A 15,939-nucleotide genomic window follows, 5' to 3' on the forward strand; every position below is an offset into this window, starting at 1 on the left:
GCACAATGCAGAATGGATCGGACCTTGCCGATACCCTGGGACGGTGAAGTCAGAGAAGAATTCAGGAGCAGATGCGTCGACCGGCGGCCATTACGTGAAGTCTGCCGAAAAGACGCTGTCGGTGCTGTTGGCGTTCACTTCTGACGATCCGCGACGGACGGTCACTCAGGTTGCCGAGGCGACGAGTCTGACTCGGGCCGCTGCCCGCAGGTTCCTTCTCACGCTCGTCGATCTCGGGTATCTCAGCAGCGACGGCACCCAGTTCTCACTCACCCCGCGTGTGCTCGACATCGGGGCGGGCTTCCTCGCCGGGCTCGACCTTCCGAAGGTCGCTCAGCCCCACCTCAACCGGCTCGCGAACGATCTCGACGAATCCGCGACGCTGAGCATCCTCGATGAGGACGATATCGTCTACATCGCCCGCGCCACTGCCCCGCGGCTGCACACCGTCACCGTCAATCTCGGCAATCGACTGCCCGCCTGGGCGACGTCGATGGGCCGGATCCTCGTCTCCGAGCTGCCGCCGACGGATCGGCAGGCTTTCCTCGACCGCACCGAGATCTCCACATTCACCGACAGGACAGTGTCTTCCCGGGAGGAACTCGGCGGGGAACTCGAGCGCATCCGCGAACAGGGATGGTGCCTCGTATCGCAGGAGCTCGACGAGGGGCTGCGAGGATTGGCCGTGCCCGTCCGCCGCGGCGATACCACCTTGGCCGCGCTCAATGTCTCATTGCACGCGTCCCATCTGCGTGGGCTCTCGATCGAGGACGACGTCGTCCCACGCCTACAGGCCGTCGCGGCGTCGATCGCTGAGGACTTCGGCGGGCGCTCCCAATGACGAACAGCTGCCCCACCGCAAGGGTGATTCTCCGGGTTCATTCATGATCCTGCCGGAGGTCCGATATCCGCGGATGATCACGATTCGCCGAGGCGGCTCCCTCACCGATGCCGACCACCGCCTTCTCGCGCTGTGGGCCGCCGACTGCGCCGAACACGTCCTGCCGTTCCTCGAATCCGTCTGTCCCGAGGATGAACGACCTCGCGAAGCCGTTGCCGCCGCCCGGGCGTGGGCAGCCGGTGAAATGCCGATGCTGGAGGCTCGCGCCCTCGGCGGTCATGCCATGGGTGCGGCACGACCCCTGCGTGGGCCAGCCCGGTTCGCCGCCTATGCGGCGGGGCAGGCGGCCTGTGTCGGACACGTCGCCGAACACGACCTCGGGGCGGTGGCCTACGCGATCAAAGCGGCCCGAGGGGCGTCAGGGAAGGACCTTGCGGCCGGTCGTGCCGAACGCGACTGGCAGCGTGACCGGCTGCCGAATGAAGTCCGCGAACTCGTACTGGAAGATCAGGCACGCCGCGATGCGATCTGCTGGTCGGTCTTCAGCGCCTGATCGCTGGTGGCACCCTCCACGGCAGACAGCACGCTTTCAAACGGGTGCTATCGAACTGGACTGCCAGCGACCAACCCTCGTGGACACCGTAACCCTGGCACGCAGAAGCCCCGCACGGATGGCGGGTTCTGCGTCGGCATCGCGAAATCCTTTCGGACTTCGTTTCAGCGGCTTCGGGGCATCACGCGCGCCGGCGAGCGAGAACGTCGTTGACGGCGCCGAGGTCGGCGGCCTTCGTCGTCCGGATCGCCTTGCGTCCGTGGCCGAGCGGTCCGTTCTCGCGGGCGGAGTCGCTGAGTTCCGGACGGTAGCCGAGCTCTTCGGCGAACTCAGCCGCGATATCTTCACGGCTGCGTGCCTCGGTTTCGTACGAGCTGGCATCGGCCGCCGACGCCGAAGGCACCGGATGCTCGGCCTCGGGTGCGTCGACGTAGCTGGGCACCGGCAGCGGGGTCGGCGACCAGCCGTCACGCGATTTCAGACGCTGCATGAACGGGTCATCGACCGTGCGAGCCGCCGCATCGAGTGCAGCGTGGACATCCGCATCGACTTCCTTTCGACCGGCCGCATCTGAGGCCGTGTCGGTCTCAGCGAGGAGGTCGGCTCCGAGCGAGACCGGAGCCTTGGTGGATTCGGTCCGGGACTTCTCTGCAGGCGTCGCCGATGTGGCGTCGGCATCGTTCTCACCGTCGACCGTGGTATCCGTCGCCTTCGGCTCTGCCGTCGACGTTGATTCCGCGGTGGCGACGGTGCCCGACGTCGAGGCGGCCTCGGAGTCGGCGGCCGCCTCGGCGGAAGTCGCGTCACCGTCTTCGGTGGAGTTCTCCTTCACGACCGGGATCGGTCCGGTGAGGAGGACCTGGCGCGTGGTGTGGCCCTCCGTGGCTTCCTTGCGGATGCGCACGAGCGGGATCTCTCCGGTGTCCGCCTCTTCGCGGGACTTCTTCGCCTCGGCGGAGCGGTTCATCGCTGCGCGAGCCTGCGCGGCCTTCGCCGCCGCGCTCGTGCCCTGGGCGGCCGCGGCGATCCGGGCAGCAGTCCCGCTCGAGGTCGATGCAGGGGCTGTGCGAGGCTGCTGATTGACCGGAACGGTCTGCGACTTCGCGGACTTCGCGCCCTTATGAGCTGCAGTCTGCGATCCAGTTGCAGGCTGAGCATCAGTCGTCGTCCTGGCCGTGGCAGTCTGTCTCGCCGTGGCTGTCGACGGTTCGGCCGGCTTCGACTCGGAGGCGCGCTCGACCTCGGCGGCGCGCTCCGGCTCAGTGGCACGCTTCGGCTGGCCCACTGACCGTGACCGTGCGGTCTCCTGCAGACGTCGCAGCTTCTTCTTCGTCTCCCGCTTGCGCAGATTGAGCGTGCGCACGAGGAAGAGAGTGACGACCGCGAGTCCGAGGAATACACCCGCCAGGGCGATGTGCACGACCGAGAAGGCTGCGAGCACACTCGACACAAGGATGCCGAGGACCGAGGCGAGGAAGACCAGGGAGAAGCCCCTGACCATGGTGTTCAGCGACTTCAGTGACTCCCGCAGGGTCGTGGCTTGCTCGGTCATCGCATGTTCCTCATCGGTTCCGATGGTCGGATTGGAAATCTGTCGGTTCTGTCCATCTGTGCCGGCCATCCCCTCGCCGAGGTGGCCGCCGCGTCCCGTCCGGGACCGGCCTTCACGTGGTCCGCCTCCGTGAGGAGCTGGACCGGCGCCGGCCGAAGCCATCCGGCTCGTCGACGCCTTGTGCCCCGCGCCGGTCGAGTGCGGCGGATGGGCCTGTGGCGAACGGCCCTGTCTGCCCGACTGCCCGACGGAGCGGCCGCTGTCGTTGAAGACGGCATGGACCGCGGGGTGGAGCAGTCGCACATTGTCAGTGGCAGCGCCTGCACGAACACCTGTGTCAGTGCCGACGCCTACGCTGGAAACGACAACACCGCGACCGACGGCCGCATGGTCGGCGGACAGGGAGGAGTAAGTTTCACCGACCGCAACGGGAAGGACGTTGAGCTGGGCGTGCTCGGCAGCCTCGGTGATGGTGTGTGCTTCGGCGTGACCGTCGATGACGGCGAGCTCGGGAGTGGAGGCCGAGAGACTCAGCTTCGGGGCCTCGACTTCCTGTGAGACGTCCGGGGTCGGAACCGACGGCACCTTCCGAGGTTTGTCGTGGAAGACCTGGATGCGCTCCGAATGGTCGTGCCCGGGGATGGCTGTCTCGGCGGAGACGACGGCCGCATTGTCCGGAACCGTGTCGATTTCGACGCGCGAGAGATCCGTCGCGGACTTCCGAATCATTGCGGGCACAGCAACGGCGAAGACCACGACGATGGCGATGACGACGATGATGCTGGTGTCCACAATGCCACCCTAAGTTGCAGGCATCAGGGAAGTCGTGAAGACGCGAGGTGTGTCGGTCAAACTGGGGCGAAGTTCACCGAATTCCCAGGTGGCGGCTGGACGTCCCCGGTTCGCGCCTACCACCCGCCGGTGCCGTGCCGGTATGCGGTCAGCAGACCCTGCGGGACCTCCTCGGCGAGGAGGGCGAATGTGCGGTGGTCGCACCACTGCCCATCGATGTGCATGTACTTCTCGCGCAGCCCCTCGTCGCGCAGGCCAAGCTTCTCGACCACGCGCAGGCTCGCGGTGTTCTCCGGGCGGATGTTGATCTCGATGCGGTGGAGTCCGAGGGCGAAGTAGCAGTGGTCGGCGGCCATCGCCACGGCGACCGGGGTGATTCCGCGCCCGGCCACGCGCGAGTCGATCCAGTAACCGATCTGCCCGGACAGGATCGAACCCCAGCTCAGTCCCGATACGGTGATCTGTCCGCGGAAGTTCCCGTCGACCTCGATGGCGAACGGCACGGTCTGCCCGCGTTTGGCCTGTTTGTCCTGCATCCGCACCATCGTGCGGAAGCCCGGCAGCTCCTGGCCCGGCGCAGGCAGGGTCGCGTCCCACGGGCGCAGCCAGTCGCGGTTGAATCGGCGGACCTCTCGCCAGGCCTCTTCGTCGCGGCGGCGCAGCGGTCGCAGCACGATATCGGACTGTCGATCAGTCAGGATGACAGGCCACACGCGGCTGCCCTCGCTCTCGGGATCAAGGTCGGTCTGCCCGGATGGGCTGAACCAGGACGGTCGGCTCGGACCCGTGTCGGCGCTCAGCCCAGCGTCGGCACGAACTCGCGCAGCCACGCTTTGAGATCGTCGCCGAGGTCTTCCCGGTCGCACGCGATCTGCACAACGGCCTTGAGGTAGTCGAGCTTGTCCCCCGTGTCGTAGCGGGCGCCCTTGAACACGACTCCGTAGACGCCGTGGCCCTCGTCGTCTCCCGCGAGCTCCTGCAGCGCATCGGTGAGCTGGATTTCGTTGCCGCGTCCCGGCTTCGTCGTCTCGAGGACGTCGAAGATCTCCGGCGCCAGCACGTAGCGGCCGATGATGGCGAGGTTCGATGGAGCATCCTCGGTGGCGGGCTTCTCCACGAGGTCGGTGACCTTGACGACTTCGTCGTCGGCAGTGGCCTCGACGGCGGCACAGCCATAGAGGTGGATCGCCTCGGGCGGAACCTCCATGAGCGCGACGACGCTGCCGCCGGTCTTCTCCGCGACCTCGATCATCTTCGGTAGGATCGGGCTGCGCTCATCGATGAGGTCATCACCGAGCAGGACCGCGAACGGCTCGTTGCCCACATGCTGACGTCCTTTGAGCACGGCATGGCCGAGTCCCTTGGGGTCGCCCTGGCGGACATAGTGGATATCAGCGAGTTCCGAGGGATGGCGCACAGCGGCGAGTTTCTTGTCATCGCCCTTCTGCGCGAGCGCCGCCTCGAGCCCGTCGACCCGGTCGAAATGATCCTCCAGCGGCCGCTTGTTCCGACCGGTGATCATGAGAACGTCCTGCAGGCCGGCATCGACGGCTTCCTCGATGACGTACTGGATCGCCGGCTTGTCGACGACGGGGAGCATCTCTTTGGGGGTGGCCTTCGTGGCGGGGAGGAACCGAGTTCCGAGACCGGCGACGGGGATCACGGCCTTGCGAACGGTGCGCTGCGCTTCATCACTCATGAAGTCATCTTAACGAATTCGCCGAGCCCGGTTAGTCTGAAATGCGTGGACTCACAAACTTCGAAGGCGCAGCTGCGGTCCCGCATCCGCGCCGCTCGCGCAGACCGCTCCCTCACCGAGGCGGCTCCGGGTACCGTGGCGGCTGCGGGGACCGTGGCGGCCGCTGCGTGGGACCTCATCCGAGAAACACCGGTTCGTTCCCTTCTTGCCTATGCGGCGCTGCCCGGAGAGCCGGACCTCGACCCTGCACTCGATCGATTCCTTGCCGCCGGCGGTGCCGTCTACCTGCCCGTCGTCACCAAGGTGGGCGAACCTTTGATGTTCGGCCAGGTCACTGGTTCAATGGCCAGCCTGAGACCGCAGGGCCGATGGGGAATCCGCGAACCGGCCCGGGATGGTGAGCTGCTCACCGCCGCCCAGCTGCTCTCCCCCACGATCGGCCTCGACCTCGTCTTCGTCCCCGCCCTGGGCTTCGGCGCCGATGGTGCTCGGCTGGGAAACGGAGGCGGCTTCTACGACAGGACCTTCGGCCCGCACGGGGCGGAGCCTCTCGGTTCGGCAACATCTGGTTCGGGTCCCCGCATCGTCGGGGTGTGCTTCGCCGACGAGCTCAACCTCAAGGGCCTCGCCGCAGAGGATTGGGACCTGCGCATCCCGGAGGCCGTCACCGACGATGGGACTCACATCTTCACGGCCTGATCGTCGGGAATCAGCGCCCACTCGCGCGTGTTGATATGTGGATAACCTTGTGCATATCCCGGACCGGTGCTCCGGGGAGGTTCCGACGTGCACTATAATTTTGTCGTCGAAGAAAGGTCTCGAATGCCCGTCTACTCCTACGCCTGCAAGAGCTGTGGTCACGCCTTTGATATTCATCAGGACTTCAGCGATGACTCGCTCACCGTCTGCCCGGAATGCCAGGGCCGCCTGAAGAAGGTCTTCGGCGCCGTGGGCATCAGCTTCAAGGGATCCGGCTTCTACGCCACTGACTCCCGCTCGAGCAAGTCGAGCACCGTCAGCTCCTCGAGTTCAGACTCCTCCTCGAAGGAATCCTCGAGCTCGTCGTCGAAGGAATCCTCCAGCTCGACGACTTCGTCATCGAGCAGCTCCTCGGCAGCGAGCACTCCAGCCGCCAGCTGAGCGACGCCGGTCGTCAGCGCACCTTCCCAGCCGCCAGCTGGCCGCCTCTGCCCACGAGGTGATTCGCCTCAGCCGCCAGCCGACCGTAAACTGCATCGATCCGGCTCTCGTCACTCAGACACCGATCACCTGTGGACGGCACGAACTGTCCACAGGTGAGTTCCAAACCCTTGCCGCTGGCCGCGCAGCGCCGCAGGCTCGGTGCATGGGCATCTTCCACCGCATCCGGTCCTCGTCTTCTGGCTGGTCACGGCCGTCTCGCATTCGGCCGCAGCGCATACTCGCCGCCGTGTGCCTCGCGTGCGCCTGCGCTCTTGCCGTCTGGGTGCTCACACCGAGCAGCGCAGGAACGGCGATCGTCGTCGCGAAGTCGGACCTGGCGCCCGGAACCGAGCTCAAGGCCCAGGACCTCACTCTCACTCAGTTCCCTTCCGACCTCGTCCCCGACAAGGCATTCAGGTCCGTTGAAGAGGTGAAGGGGCGGGCCACCTCGGCGGGGTTATCGAAGGGGTCACCTCTGACCTCGTCGATCGTGCTCGATCAGCAGGCGCTGCCGAAGGGCAGTCGTGATCTGCTCATGCCGATCCGGTTGGCCGATGATGCCTCGGCGGCACTGCTCCAACCGGGGCAGAAGATCCGTCTCTTCTCGTCGCTGCCCGACGGCGGGTCTGAAGTCGTCGTCGAGAAAGTGACGATCGCCCGCCTCGTCGACAAACCCGAAGGAATAGCTGCGGAGTCAGGACAACTTGTTTCCGTGATCCTCTCTGCCGATGATGCCGGGCGTGTCGCCGAATTCGCCGGACTCCCCATCAGCTTTGCGATTCTCCCTCGCTGAACCATGTCATCGCCGGGCCTTTGGCCCTGCTGATCTGCGGGGGTCGGAGACGTCTGCGTTCACCCGACCGACGCTCATCACTGCAAACCGATTACCCGGAGCATCACAGCGATTACCCGGAGCGTCAATACGATGATCAGACTCGCAGAACATTTCTGCTGACAATGAGTTACCCATGTGTACTATTGGAACGTAATTGAGCTATTCGATAACAGCATTTCAGTGAACACACACCGAAAGGGTTTCTCTAATGCTTAAGGGATTCAGAGACTTCATTCTCCAGGGGAATGTCGTCGAACTCGCAACAGCGGTCATCATCGGCGGCGCTTTCACCGCCATCGTCACCGCCTTCTCCGACAAGATCATCAACCCGCTCATCGCCGCTGTCGGTGGTGCTGAGGGACCGGCCCTGCAGATCCCGCTCAAGGAGGGCGTGCCCGAGGCAACCCTTGATATCGGTGCGGTCATCACTGCGGCCATCAACTTCCTCATCGTGGCCGCGATCGTCTACTTCATCATCATCGTGCCGATGAACAAGCTCAACGAGCTGCGCAAGCGCGGAGCTCCCGAAGAAGAAGTTCCTCCGACCACCGAGGATCTGCTCGGCGACATCCGCGAGATCCTGCGCAACCAGGTTGCCTCGCCTGCCGGGCCCGCCGAGGGTCCCGCCACCGACGGTCCGATCGATCCGAACCAGCCTCCGCGGCACTGATCACCAGCTGATCGCGAAGAAGGCCCGCTCTCATCCGAGAGCGGGCCTTCTTCATGTCTGAGACCTATCCAGCCCGCTTGAAACCTACCGACCCGTCGGAAAACTATCGGGCTATCTGCGACCGATCGGGCGCAATTGACCAACCGGATAGGGCGGGTTCGACGCCCGGACAGATCGAAGCCACTAGACGGAACAGGAGCTATGACCAGTGCGGGGGCTTCTGCGAACGGTAGTAATCCTCGCTGAAACCGCCGCCACCGGATTCGGCTTCATTGCGCAGAGTCGCTCGGTATCGGCGCTTCGCCGCTTCGATCCGGGCCCTCCGAGACTCAGCAGTTTCGGCATCGCCGTCGCCGTGTGGTGGCTCTGTCGGCTCAGTGCCGGACTCGCCGTCCCCGTGCGGTGGCTCGTCCAGTTCAGCGTCGGACCCGCCGGCCCCCGTGGCGCTGGCATCGCCCGATTCTCGGTCGCTGCCGCCCGTTCCTCGGTCGCAATCAGCATCCTCGGCGCCGGTGGGCCGGTCAGGCATCGTCGTTCTTCAACCCCGACTTCGCCGAGGTGGTCCCGTCCGTCCCGGAATCACCCGACTCCGCCTCGGCCGAAGCCGACCCGTCGGAATCAGCGGCGGTCGAATCCTCGTCGGCGGAACCCGCGTCTGCGGACTCGGCCCCAGCCGCGCTGGCGGCCTCGGCGTCGTGCGTTCCAGTTGCCTCTGCGGACGAACCTGCACTGTCGTCACCGGCGCTGTCGGTCCTCGCACCGACCGAATCAGCGTGGGCGGGCTCGTCGGCCGCCTCGGGTACCTGGTCATTGCTTGCGGTCTGCACGAGGCCGGCGGAGCGGAGCTCATCGGCACGGATCTTACCGGTGTCGAAGGTCGGCAGGATGTCGTTTTCGACGGGGCCGGCCGAGTTCGACCGTGGGATGAACACCTCAGCGCCCGTGACCTTCTTCGCCTGCGCATGGCGTTCGCGGTAACGGTCCACGGCGGCCTGCAACCGGGAATCGCCGCGGCTCGAGTTGCCCTTCTGCGCCAGCGCGGTGCGCAGCAGGTCCTTGATCTCACCGTCGCCGCGCACGACCGCATCCGACTGGATCCAGTCGATCATCTGATCGAGGCCTTCGGCGGTGTACTTGTGCATCGGCAGACCGGGCACGAGCTTCGGTCGGCTGCCGGTACGGCCGACGACCACCGAGGCGGCACGCGCCGCGTTGAGCACGGCCTGCGGACTCATCGTCTCCACGGTGGCACGCCAGGTCTCGAAGATCTTCTCGGTCTCGGTCTGCGGGTCGACGAATGCATCGGTCGACCACACTCGCATGAACTTCCAGCCTCGGCGGCTCAGCTGTTCGGGCAGCACCCGGTCCCGCTGGCGCAGGCTGCGCATCGACGCGTATTCGGGTCCGTCACCGGCGACGGCGATGATCATTCCGTGCTCGTCCTCGGTGGAGTTCGCCACGGCCAGGTCGATGCCGTTGTAGTGTTCGTGAGCGACGACGCCGAGCTGCAGCAGCCGGTCAGCGATGTCGTTGAACAGTGGATCGTAGATCTCGCCGTGCGGTCCGGGCTGGTGGACGCCGCCGGTCGCGACCTCCTCGAGCAGCTGCGGGAGCATGACCGCTCCCCCGTTGAGTTTGCTGCGGTCGAAGTCCTCGGCCTCGATGCTCGAGACCAGGGTCAGCCGCTTCCTGGCCCGCGTCATCGTGGCCGCGAGGATGCGACGACCATCCGGCCCGGACAGCGGACCGAAGTCGTGGATGACGCGACCGTGGACGGTGCGGCCATATCCGAGGGTGAAGATCACGGCATCGCGCGACATGCCCTGGACGCGTTCGGCGTCGGTGACGACGAACGGTTCCTTCGAAGAATCGTTGAAGAACGCCGCCACATACGGCAGATCCTTCATCGCCCGCGAGATCGCCGTAGCCACTCGCTGCGCATGATGCGGAGTGAGCGCGACGACGGCCAGCGACTCCCGCGACCGATTCCGCGCGTGCTTGAGCACCAGATCGACGACGCGTTTGACCTCGGCATCGGGGCTCTCGACCCGACCGGTCCCGATGTCCGTGGGGCCCCTGCCATCGGCGACATAGGAGAATTCGAGGCCGCTGCCCTCACCGGTATGCGCGGTCGGCAGCGTCGAAATCGTCGAATCGTAGAAGTGGCGATTGGCCAGGTCGATGAGCCCGACCGGGGACAGTCGGTAGGAGTTCGACAGTCGCATCCGCGGCAGGAACTCGCCGAGGCGGTCCTGCACCGAGCGGGGATGTTTCCCGTCGTCCATGCCGAAGCGATCGACCGCGATCGAGAACGGGCGCGGTCCGAGCAGGCGGGAGTCGCCGAGGGAGATGACTTGGCGGGCCCGGGTGATTCCGGGGACGACATCGGCGACCGAGAGTCGTCCGGCATCGGCGATGACGACCGCGTCGAAGAGAGGCAGAGCGGAGAAGAGTTCGGGCACCGTGTACGGGCTGCCCATCCACACCGGGGCCAGAGTCGTCAGCAGTTCGGGTGCCTGGGTGGAGATCCGCTTCGTCGAAGTGTGCTTCGACAGCAGCTCCTGTTTGATGACTCCGGCGGCGATCGGATCAGATTCGATTCCGCGCTTCCATGCCTGCGCATGGTTGAAGCGCAGTCGGGAGGCACCGGCGGCGACGAAGGCGCGGTCGTTCTCGCGGAAGCCTTCGGCGACCTGGTGGAGAGCGGCACCGTCGTGGCGGCCGATCGCGGGGTCTTCACCGGCCATGGTCTGCAGTACGGAGGCCCAGTAGGCGAGGTCGAATTCCGGGCCGACGAGTGACTCGTCGACCTTGCGTCGGCGCAGATCGGCCATGAGGTCGCCGAGGCCCTCGCCGTCGAGTTCACGCTGCAGGCGGGAGCGTTCGGGCAGGTCGGCGAGGTTCTCCGAGTCGCTGCCCATCGCTTCGGCACGTGCCTGGAGTTCCTCGATGAGCATCGATCCGAGGTCCCCGCCGTCCGGGGTCGTCTCGAGGATCGGAGCGAGCTTGGCCATATCGGCTTCGACGCTCTGGAGGATCTCGTCGGCTTCGAGGACGCCGCGCGGGATCTGCGGCCGGCCGTCGTGTCCGGCGAGGTCCGAGAGGATGACTCGCTGGGCGCGGACGTCGATGAGGGCCTCGTGGAGGTCGGCCACCTCGGCGCCGGGGCGGAGGAACTCCGCGGCCGACTTCTTCAGCCGCCGGCGCTGCATCATGCCCATCTCGACGCCGACATCGGCCCGGTATTCGGGTGTGCCGGTGGCGGCGATGAGGTCATCGAGGCGGTGGTCGTAGATGTCCGGTGCGAAGTTGTCGAGCGTCTTGCGCACGCGCAGGAGCACGCGGATGGCGCGGGACCAGTCGTCGACATTTCGGCGCGGGTTGAGTTTCGCCTTCTGCAGCACCGGTTCGGTGGCTGCGACGAGGTCGGGGATCATCCGACCGATGCGTTCGGCCACGGTGCGTGCGGCTTCGGCTTCTTCGACGGATTTGAGATCGGCTCCGAACCAGACGGTGTCTTCGACATCGAGGGTGAAAGCACCCAGTCCGGCGAGTTCACCGAGTTTTCCACGCAGGATGTACCGGCGGTCGTCACTGGCGCCGAGGATATCGTCGTCGAAGCGCACCGGGGTCTGCGGGGAGTCATCGCCGGAGGTCAGTTCGGCGAGGTGCTGCATGGTTTCGTAGACGGAGACGTCCCACGGCTTGCGCCTGCGGTGCAGGGAGGAGACGTGGTCGGCCAGGGTCGCGCGCTGTTCGTTGAGTTCGGTCAGCAGGTGGGACAGGTCCGGGCGTTCGGATTTCTCTGCCGAGGCGATGAGACCGATGAGCTGTTTGCGGATGTCTTCGGAGCCGACGCGGGTGTCGACAGCGAAGTCGGAGAGTCCGACCTCGCCGAGGCGGGCAGAGAAGTCGTCGAGCGCATCGGAGGTCTGCGCGAGGAAGAGGACGCTCTTGCCGGTGTGCGCCAGTGTGGTCGCCACGGCGACGGCAACCTGGGTGGCGCCGGTTCCGGGCGGGGTGTCGACGACGACGGAGTGACCGGACACGGCAGCGTCGACGACGGCCTGCTGGTCACCGTCGACATCGATGACGAGGAATTCCTCCTGCGGCTTCCGGTCGGGAAGCGGGGTGATCGGCTCCTGCAGCGCAGCGGGTACGACGTCCTCACCGTCGGCGTCAGCCGCGGCAGCTGTCTTCTCAGACTTGGTCGCTGATACGGCTTCGGCGTCGGTCGACGTCTTCTCGTCGTCGGTGGACGTGTCGACGGCGGAATCAGTGGCAGTGACCGGCTCTGCGACCTCGAGTGGTTCGTCGGTGATCGGCACGGTCGGCTGACCGTCGTCCACATCGGCATCGGCATCCGCTGCATCAGCGGCACCGGCAGCTGGCTCGGACGAAGGCTTCTCGGTCGCAGCCTTCTCACCGGTCTTCTCGACGCCGCTGATCCCCTCGTCGCCGCTGGTCTCCTCATCGCCGCCGGTTGCCGACTCTTCGGCGGACTCAGCGGCATCCTCGGCGGGGTCGCCTTCTGCCGTTTCCGCAGTCTTTGTCTCAGCTCCGGACTTCGCTGCGTCCGCGGAGGTCGCTTCCGGCGCTGACTTCTCGTCGCCTGCGGGTTCGGTGTCTGTGTCTTCGGATCCGGCGGCAGCAGCGACACCGGCGACTCTCTTCGCTTCGGCTCGCTTCTGCTCGGCTTCGGCCTTCTCGGCGGCGGCGATCTTCTCGTCCGGGAGGACGCCCGGCTGCGGCACGTAGGACGGACCCCCGAGGGAGGCACGCACGTCTTCGTCGCCGGCCAGCGCCCGCAGAACGGGGTGTTGGGTGGGCAGGTAGTCGGTGGAGAACGGGTTCGCAATGTTGGCGAATGTCGAAATGATCAGGCGGTGGTTGATCCGCAGGCCGGGCACGTTCTGCCCCAGATCGCGCAGACGGTCGAGAGCCGGGCCCGGGTCGAATCCGTGCGGTCCGCCGGTCGCGTCGACCCATTCGTCGACGGGCACGTCGAGGTCATATTCCTCGCGCAGATGCTGGACGAGCGCAGGGTTGATCGTGATCTCGTTGTCGAGCACGATTTCGTAGTCTTCGACGCGGGAACCGCGGGGCACCAGCGTGATGTGGCGCATGACGACGGGGGCGTTGAACTTGAACTTCGCGTCTTTTTCCGTCCACGAAGCGAACCCGAGTGCCAGGTGGGCGGTGCGGATGCCGCGTTCGTTGTCGAGCTGCTCTGCCTTCGATCGGATGGATTTTGCACGGCGACGCGCATCCGTGAGGATGTCGTGGTCGCGGATGAGGCTGGAGAGTCGGGTGGCGCGACCGGCCAGCAGCTGTGCCAGGCCGGAGGGGTGGGCGCCGGAGAGGTCGATGCTTCCGTCACGGGAGTCCCGGAAATGAAGCATGGTGTCGCGACCGCCCAGATGGGCAGCCTGCTTCTTCCACTCGGCGAAGACATCTCCGAGTTCTGGGAACTGTTCGTCTCTAACGGAATCCGACACAATTCGACCCTAACGAGAAACTGTCCATAATAGGTGCTGGCACACCGTGGAACAGTGAGGTTTCTTCTACGCTACACTGGGTGATCGTGGTTGAGGACGACCACCTGGCCCCCGTAGCTCAGGGGATAGAGCACGGCTCTCCTAAAGCCGGTGTCGGCAGTTCGAATCTGCCCGGGGGCGCCAGAACCACCTGTCCGAGTAAGATCCACTTGCGGATGTCGCCCAGACCCACCATCACCGAGGCGGCCGATCGTATCGATCGGCCGCCTCGGTGATTGTCTTCCGACCTGAAGGATCCGATCCTCGTGATCGGGATTCACGGACTCAGGCGGGGTCTAGAGACCCGGCTCCGCCGGAGGCTCATTCTGTTTGCGGCGACCGTGATCGCGGGCGACGCGGACGACCATCGTCGGGCACTGCGAGTACGGCAGCACCGACTGCGAGGTCGAACCGAGCAGGAGGCCGGCGAATCCACCGCGGCCACGCGATCCGATGACGAGGACTTCGGCGGTGTCAGAGGCTCGAACGAGCACCTCGGCGGGCTGGCCGTCGAAGAGTGTCCACGTGACGTCGAGATCAGGGAACTCCTCGGCCAGGCGCTGTTTGGCGACGACGAGTTTGTCCGCGCCCTCGTTGACGAGGCGTTCGAGGTCGGCGGTGCTCGGCAGCCACTCGGGACCGATCACCGTTGTGGTGATCACGGCGACGATGTGCAGCGGTGATCCACGGCGCACAGCCAGTCGGGCCGCCTTCCACAGCGCCGGGGATTCGGCGCCCAGAGAGTCGACGCCGACGACGACCTTCCCGTCGAAGCGCAGCCCTTCGATCGATTCGGCATTGGGGTCGTGGGTTTCGACCTCGACGCCGTCCTGTCGGATCGGCCGCGACGAGGTCGGGTGCGCGGGGCGTTCGGCCTGGTTGTCCCAGCAGGAGGGGACGACGACCGTCGGGCACGCGGAGTGCGCCGGCAGAGCGCTCGAGACCGTGCCGAGGAGACGGCCGGCGAAGCCGCCGCGCCCGCGGGACCCGACGACGGTGAGGCAGCCGGTCTTCGATTCGTCGATGAGCACACCGGCGGCGTCTCCGATCTCGATGACCGCCTCGACGGGAACACCGGCGGCCTTCACCTCGGCGGCGGCCTCCTTGAGCGTGTTCGTCACGGCCGCACGGATCGAGCTGTCGTCGATGGGCACATAGGACACGTCGATGGCGGCCGCGGCCACGCTCGGGATCGTGTAGGCGCCGACGAGGCGGATCGGACGGTCAAGGGAGCGTGCCTCTTGGATCGCCCAGGCCAGGGCGTTGCGGCTCGGCGGCGAACCGTCGATTCCGACGATGACAGCTTCGGGCTCACCGGCCGGGGCCGGGTCGGGGTTCTGTGGGCGATCCTGCTCACTCATCGCAAGCTCCTTGGGTCGAAGCGAACTTCTGTTTCGTCCACCCTAGAGCACATTGACGGTGAGAACTTCACCTATGTCACATCGTTATCCGAATTGCGCCAACATATGGACAACACGGTCCCCTATCTGGGACGATGCCCTGTTTTCAGGCGGCGCTGGAGTTGTTGTCAAGCGGCGCTGGAGTATTCGAGGAATGGTCGCCACTTCTCGACGGGCTTGTCGATCCCACGCATCCACAGCTGACCCAGGCGGGGCTCCTGCGGCAGGAAGCTGAGCTTCCATCCGATCTCGCTGAGAGTGCGATTGCCCTTGCGATTGTTGCATTCGCGGCAGCACGCGACGAGATTCTCCCAGGTGTTCGCTCCTCCGCGGGACCGTGGGACGACGTGGTCGACGGTGTACGCCGGTTTCGAGCAGTAGGCGCAGCGGTGGCCGTCTCGACGCAGGACTCCGCGACGGGAGAGCGAGACGCGACGATTGCTCGGCGGGCGCACATAGCGGGTGAGCAGGATGACGGAGGGCTGATCGAGACTCATGTGCTCGGATCTCACCGGAATGTCCTCTGCGGCCAGGACTGTCGCCTTTCCGGTCAGCACGAGCACCACGGCTCGTGTGAACGGAACGATCGACAGCGGTTCGTAACCGGCGTTCAGCACGAGAGTCTTCATATCTCGCCCCTCATCTTCTTCTCTACTGGGCCGAAACCGGCTGCCCCGGCCCCAGGGAACACAAAAGGCGCCGTGCTCATGGGCACGACGCCTGGGAAAGAGGGCACGGAGACAGATATGTACTCCGCACCAGAGACTGGAGCGGCTATTCGAATTATTCGACTATGCCCCATCTGCTTTCCTTCGCATCAGCGGTTGACACCACTTGGCGCCCACCATTTATGGAACTCAATCTTCTCCAGAGTAACG

12 protein-coding genes and 1 tRNA gene are annotated in these 15,939 nt (G+C 65.7%); 7 read left to right on the plus strand and 6 right to left on the minus strand.

Going from position 1 to position 15,939, the window contains the following annotated elements:
• Positions 1 to 43: 43 nt before the first annotated feature.
• The gene (locus AC3CD9_RS11845) at positions 44 to 841 is read left to right on the plus strand and encodes an IclR family transcriptional regulator domain-containing protein (protein ID WP_488364057.1); all 798 of its coding nucleotides are present in this window, start codon (positions 44 to 46) and stop codon (positions 839 to 841) included.
• Positions 842 to 884: 43 nt separating this feature from the next.
• On the plus strand, positions 885 to 1,394 hold the full coding sequence (locus AC3CD9_RS11850) for a putative immunity protein (RefSeq protein WP_488364058.1): 510 nt from the start codon (positions 885 to 887) through the stop codon (positions 1,392 to 1,394).
• A gap of 181 nt (positions 1,395 to 1,575) precedes the next feature.
• Here AC3CD9_RS11850 and AC3CD9_RS11855 read toward each other — a convergent pair whose 3' ends face one another.
• The 3 genes from AC3CD9_RS11855 to galU all read right to left on the minus strand — a co-directional run bounded on the left by AC3CD9_RS11855 (position 1,576) and on the right by galU (position 5,437).
• On the minus strand, positions 1,576 to 3,738 hold the full coding sequence (locus tag AC3CD9_RS11855) for a hypothetical protein (RefSeq protein WP_488364059.1): 2,163 nt from the start codon (positions 3,736 to 3,738) through the stop codon (positions 1,576 to 1,578).
• 116 nt (positions 3,739 to 3,854) lie between these two features.
• On the minus strand, positions 3,855 to 4,451 hold the full coding sequence (locus AC3CD9_RS11860; protein ID WP_488367544.1) for a GNAT family N-acetyltransferase: 597 nt from the start codon (positions 4,449 to 4,451) through the stop codon (positions 3,855 to 3,857).
• A gap of 83 nt (positions 4,452 to 4,534) precedes the next feature.
• Positions 4,535 to 5,437, minus strand: a complete 903-nt coding sequence (galU, locus tag AC3CD9_RS11865; protein ID WP_488364060.1) for a UTP--glucose-1-phosphate uridylyltransferase GalU — start codon at positions 5,435 to 5,437, stop codon at positions 4,535 to 4,537.
• A gap of 45 nt (positions 5,438 to 5,482) precedes the next feature.
• Between galU and AC3CD9_RS11870 the strand changes: the two genes are divergently transcribed.
• The 4 genes from AC3CD9_RS11870 (at position 5,483) to mscL (ending at position 8,124) form a co-directional block, all read left to right on the plus strand.
• A complete protein-coding gene (locus AC3CD9_RS11870; protein WP_488364061.1) occupies positions 5,483 to 6,136 on the plus strand; it encodes a 5-formyltetrahydrofolate cyclo-ligase in 654 nt (217 codons plus the stop codon).
• A 123-nt stretch (positions 6,137 to 6,259) separates the two neighbouring features.
• The gene (locus tag AC3CD9_RS11875; protein WP_488364062.1) at positions 6,260 to 6,577 is read left to right on the plus strand and encodes an FmdB family zinc ribbon protein; all 318 of its coding nucleotides are present in this window, start codon (positions 6,260 to 6,262) and stop codon (positions 6,575 to 6,577) included.
• Between the two features lie 205 nt (positions 6,578 to 6,782).
• Entirely contained in the window at positions 6,783 to 7,412 is a 630-nt protein-coding gene (locus AC3CD9_RS11880) for an SAF domain-containing protein (RefSeq protein ID WP_487489196.1), read from the plus strand.
• Between the two features lie 250 nt (positions 7,413 to 7,662).
• The gene (gene mscL, locus AC3CD9_RS11885; protein WP_062862383.1) at positions 7,663 to 8,124 is read left to right on the plus strand and encodes a large conductance mechanosensitive channel protein MscL; all 462 of its coding nucleotides are present in this window, start codon (positions 7,663 to 7,665) and stop codon (positions 8,122 to 8,124) included.
• Between the two features lie 521 nt (positions 8,125 to 8,645).
• Here mscL and AC3CD9_RS11890 read toward each other — a convergent pair.
• The gene (locus AC3CD9_RS11890) at positions 8,646 to 13,622 is read right to left on the minus strand and encodes a DUF4011 domain-containing protein (protein WP_488364063.1); all 4,977 of its coding nucleotides are present in this window, start codon (positions 13,620 to 13,622) and stop codon (positions 8,646 to 8,648) included.
• A gap of 107 nt (positions 13,623 to 13,729) precedes the next feature.
• Between AC3CD9_RS11890 and AC3CD9_RS11895 the strand changes: the two genes are divergently transcribed.
• Positions 13,730 to 13,805 (plus strand) — tRNA-Arg (locus tag AC3CD9_RS11895).
• Between the two features lie 152 nt (positions 13,806 to 13,957).
• On the opposite strand, the gene AC3CD9_RS11900 is transcribed toward AC3CD9_RS11895, so the two are convergent.
• Both AC3CD9_RS11900 and AC3CD9_RS11905 read right to left on the minus strand, forming a co-directional pair.
• Positions 13,958 to 15,022, minus strand: coding sequence for a universal stress protein (locus tag AC3CD9_RS11900; protein WP_488364064.1), 1,065 nt, complete (start codon positions 15,020 to 15,022; stop codon positions 13,958 to 13,960).
• 167 nt (positions 15,023 to 15,189) lie between these two features.
• Entirely contained in the window at positions 15,190 to 15,690 is a 501-nt protein-coding gene (locus AC3CD9_RS11905) for an HNH endonuclease (protein WP_139468172.1), read from the minus strand.
• Between the last annotated feature and the right edge of the window lie 249 nt (positions 15,691 to 15,939).

This window comes from Brevibacterium sp. MGP-B1, assembly GCF_057766545.1.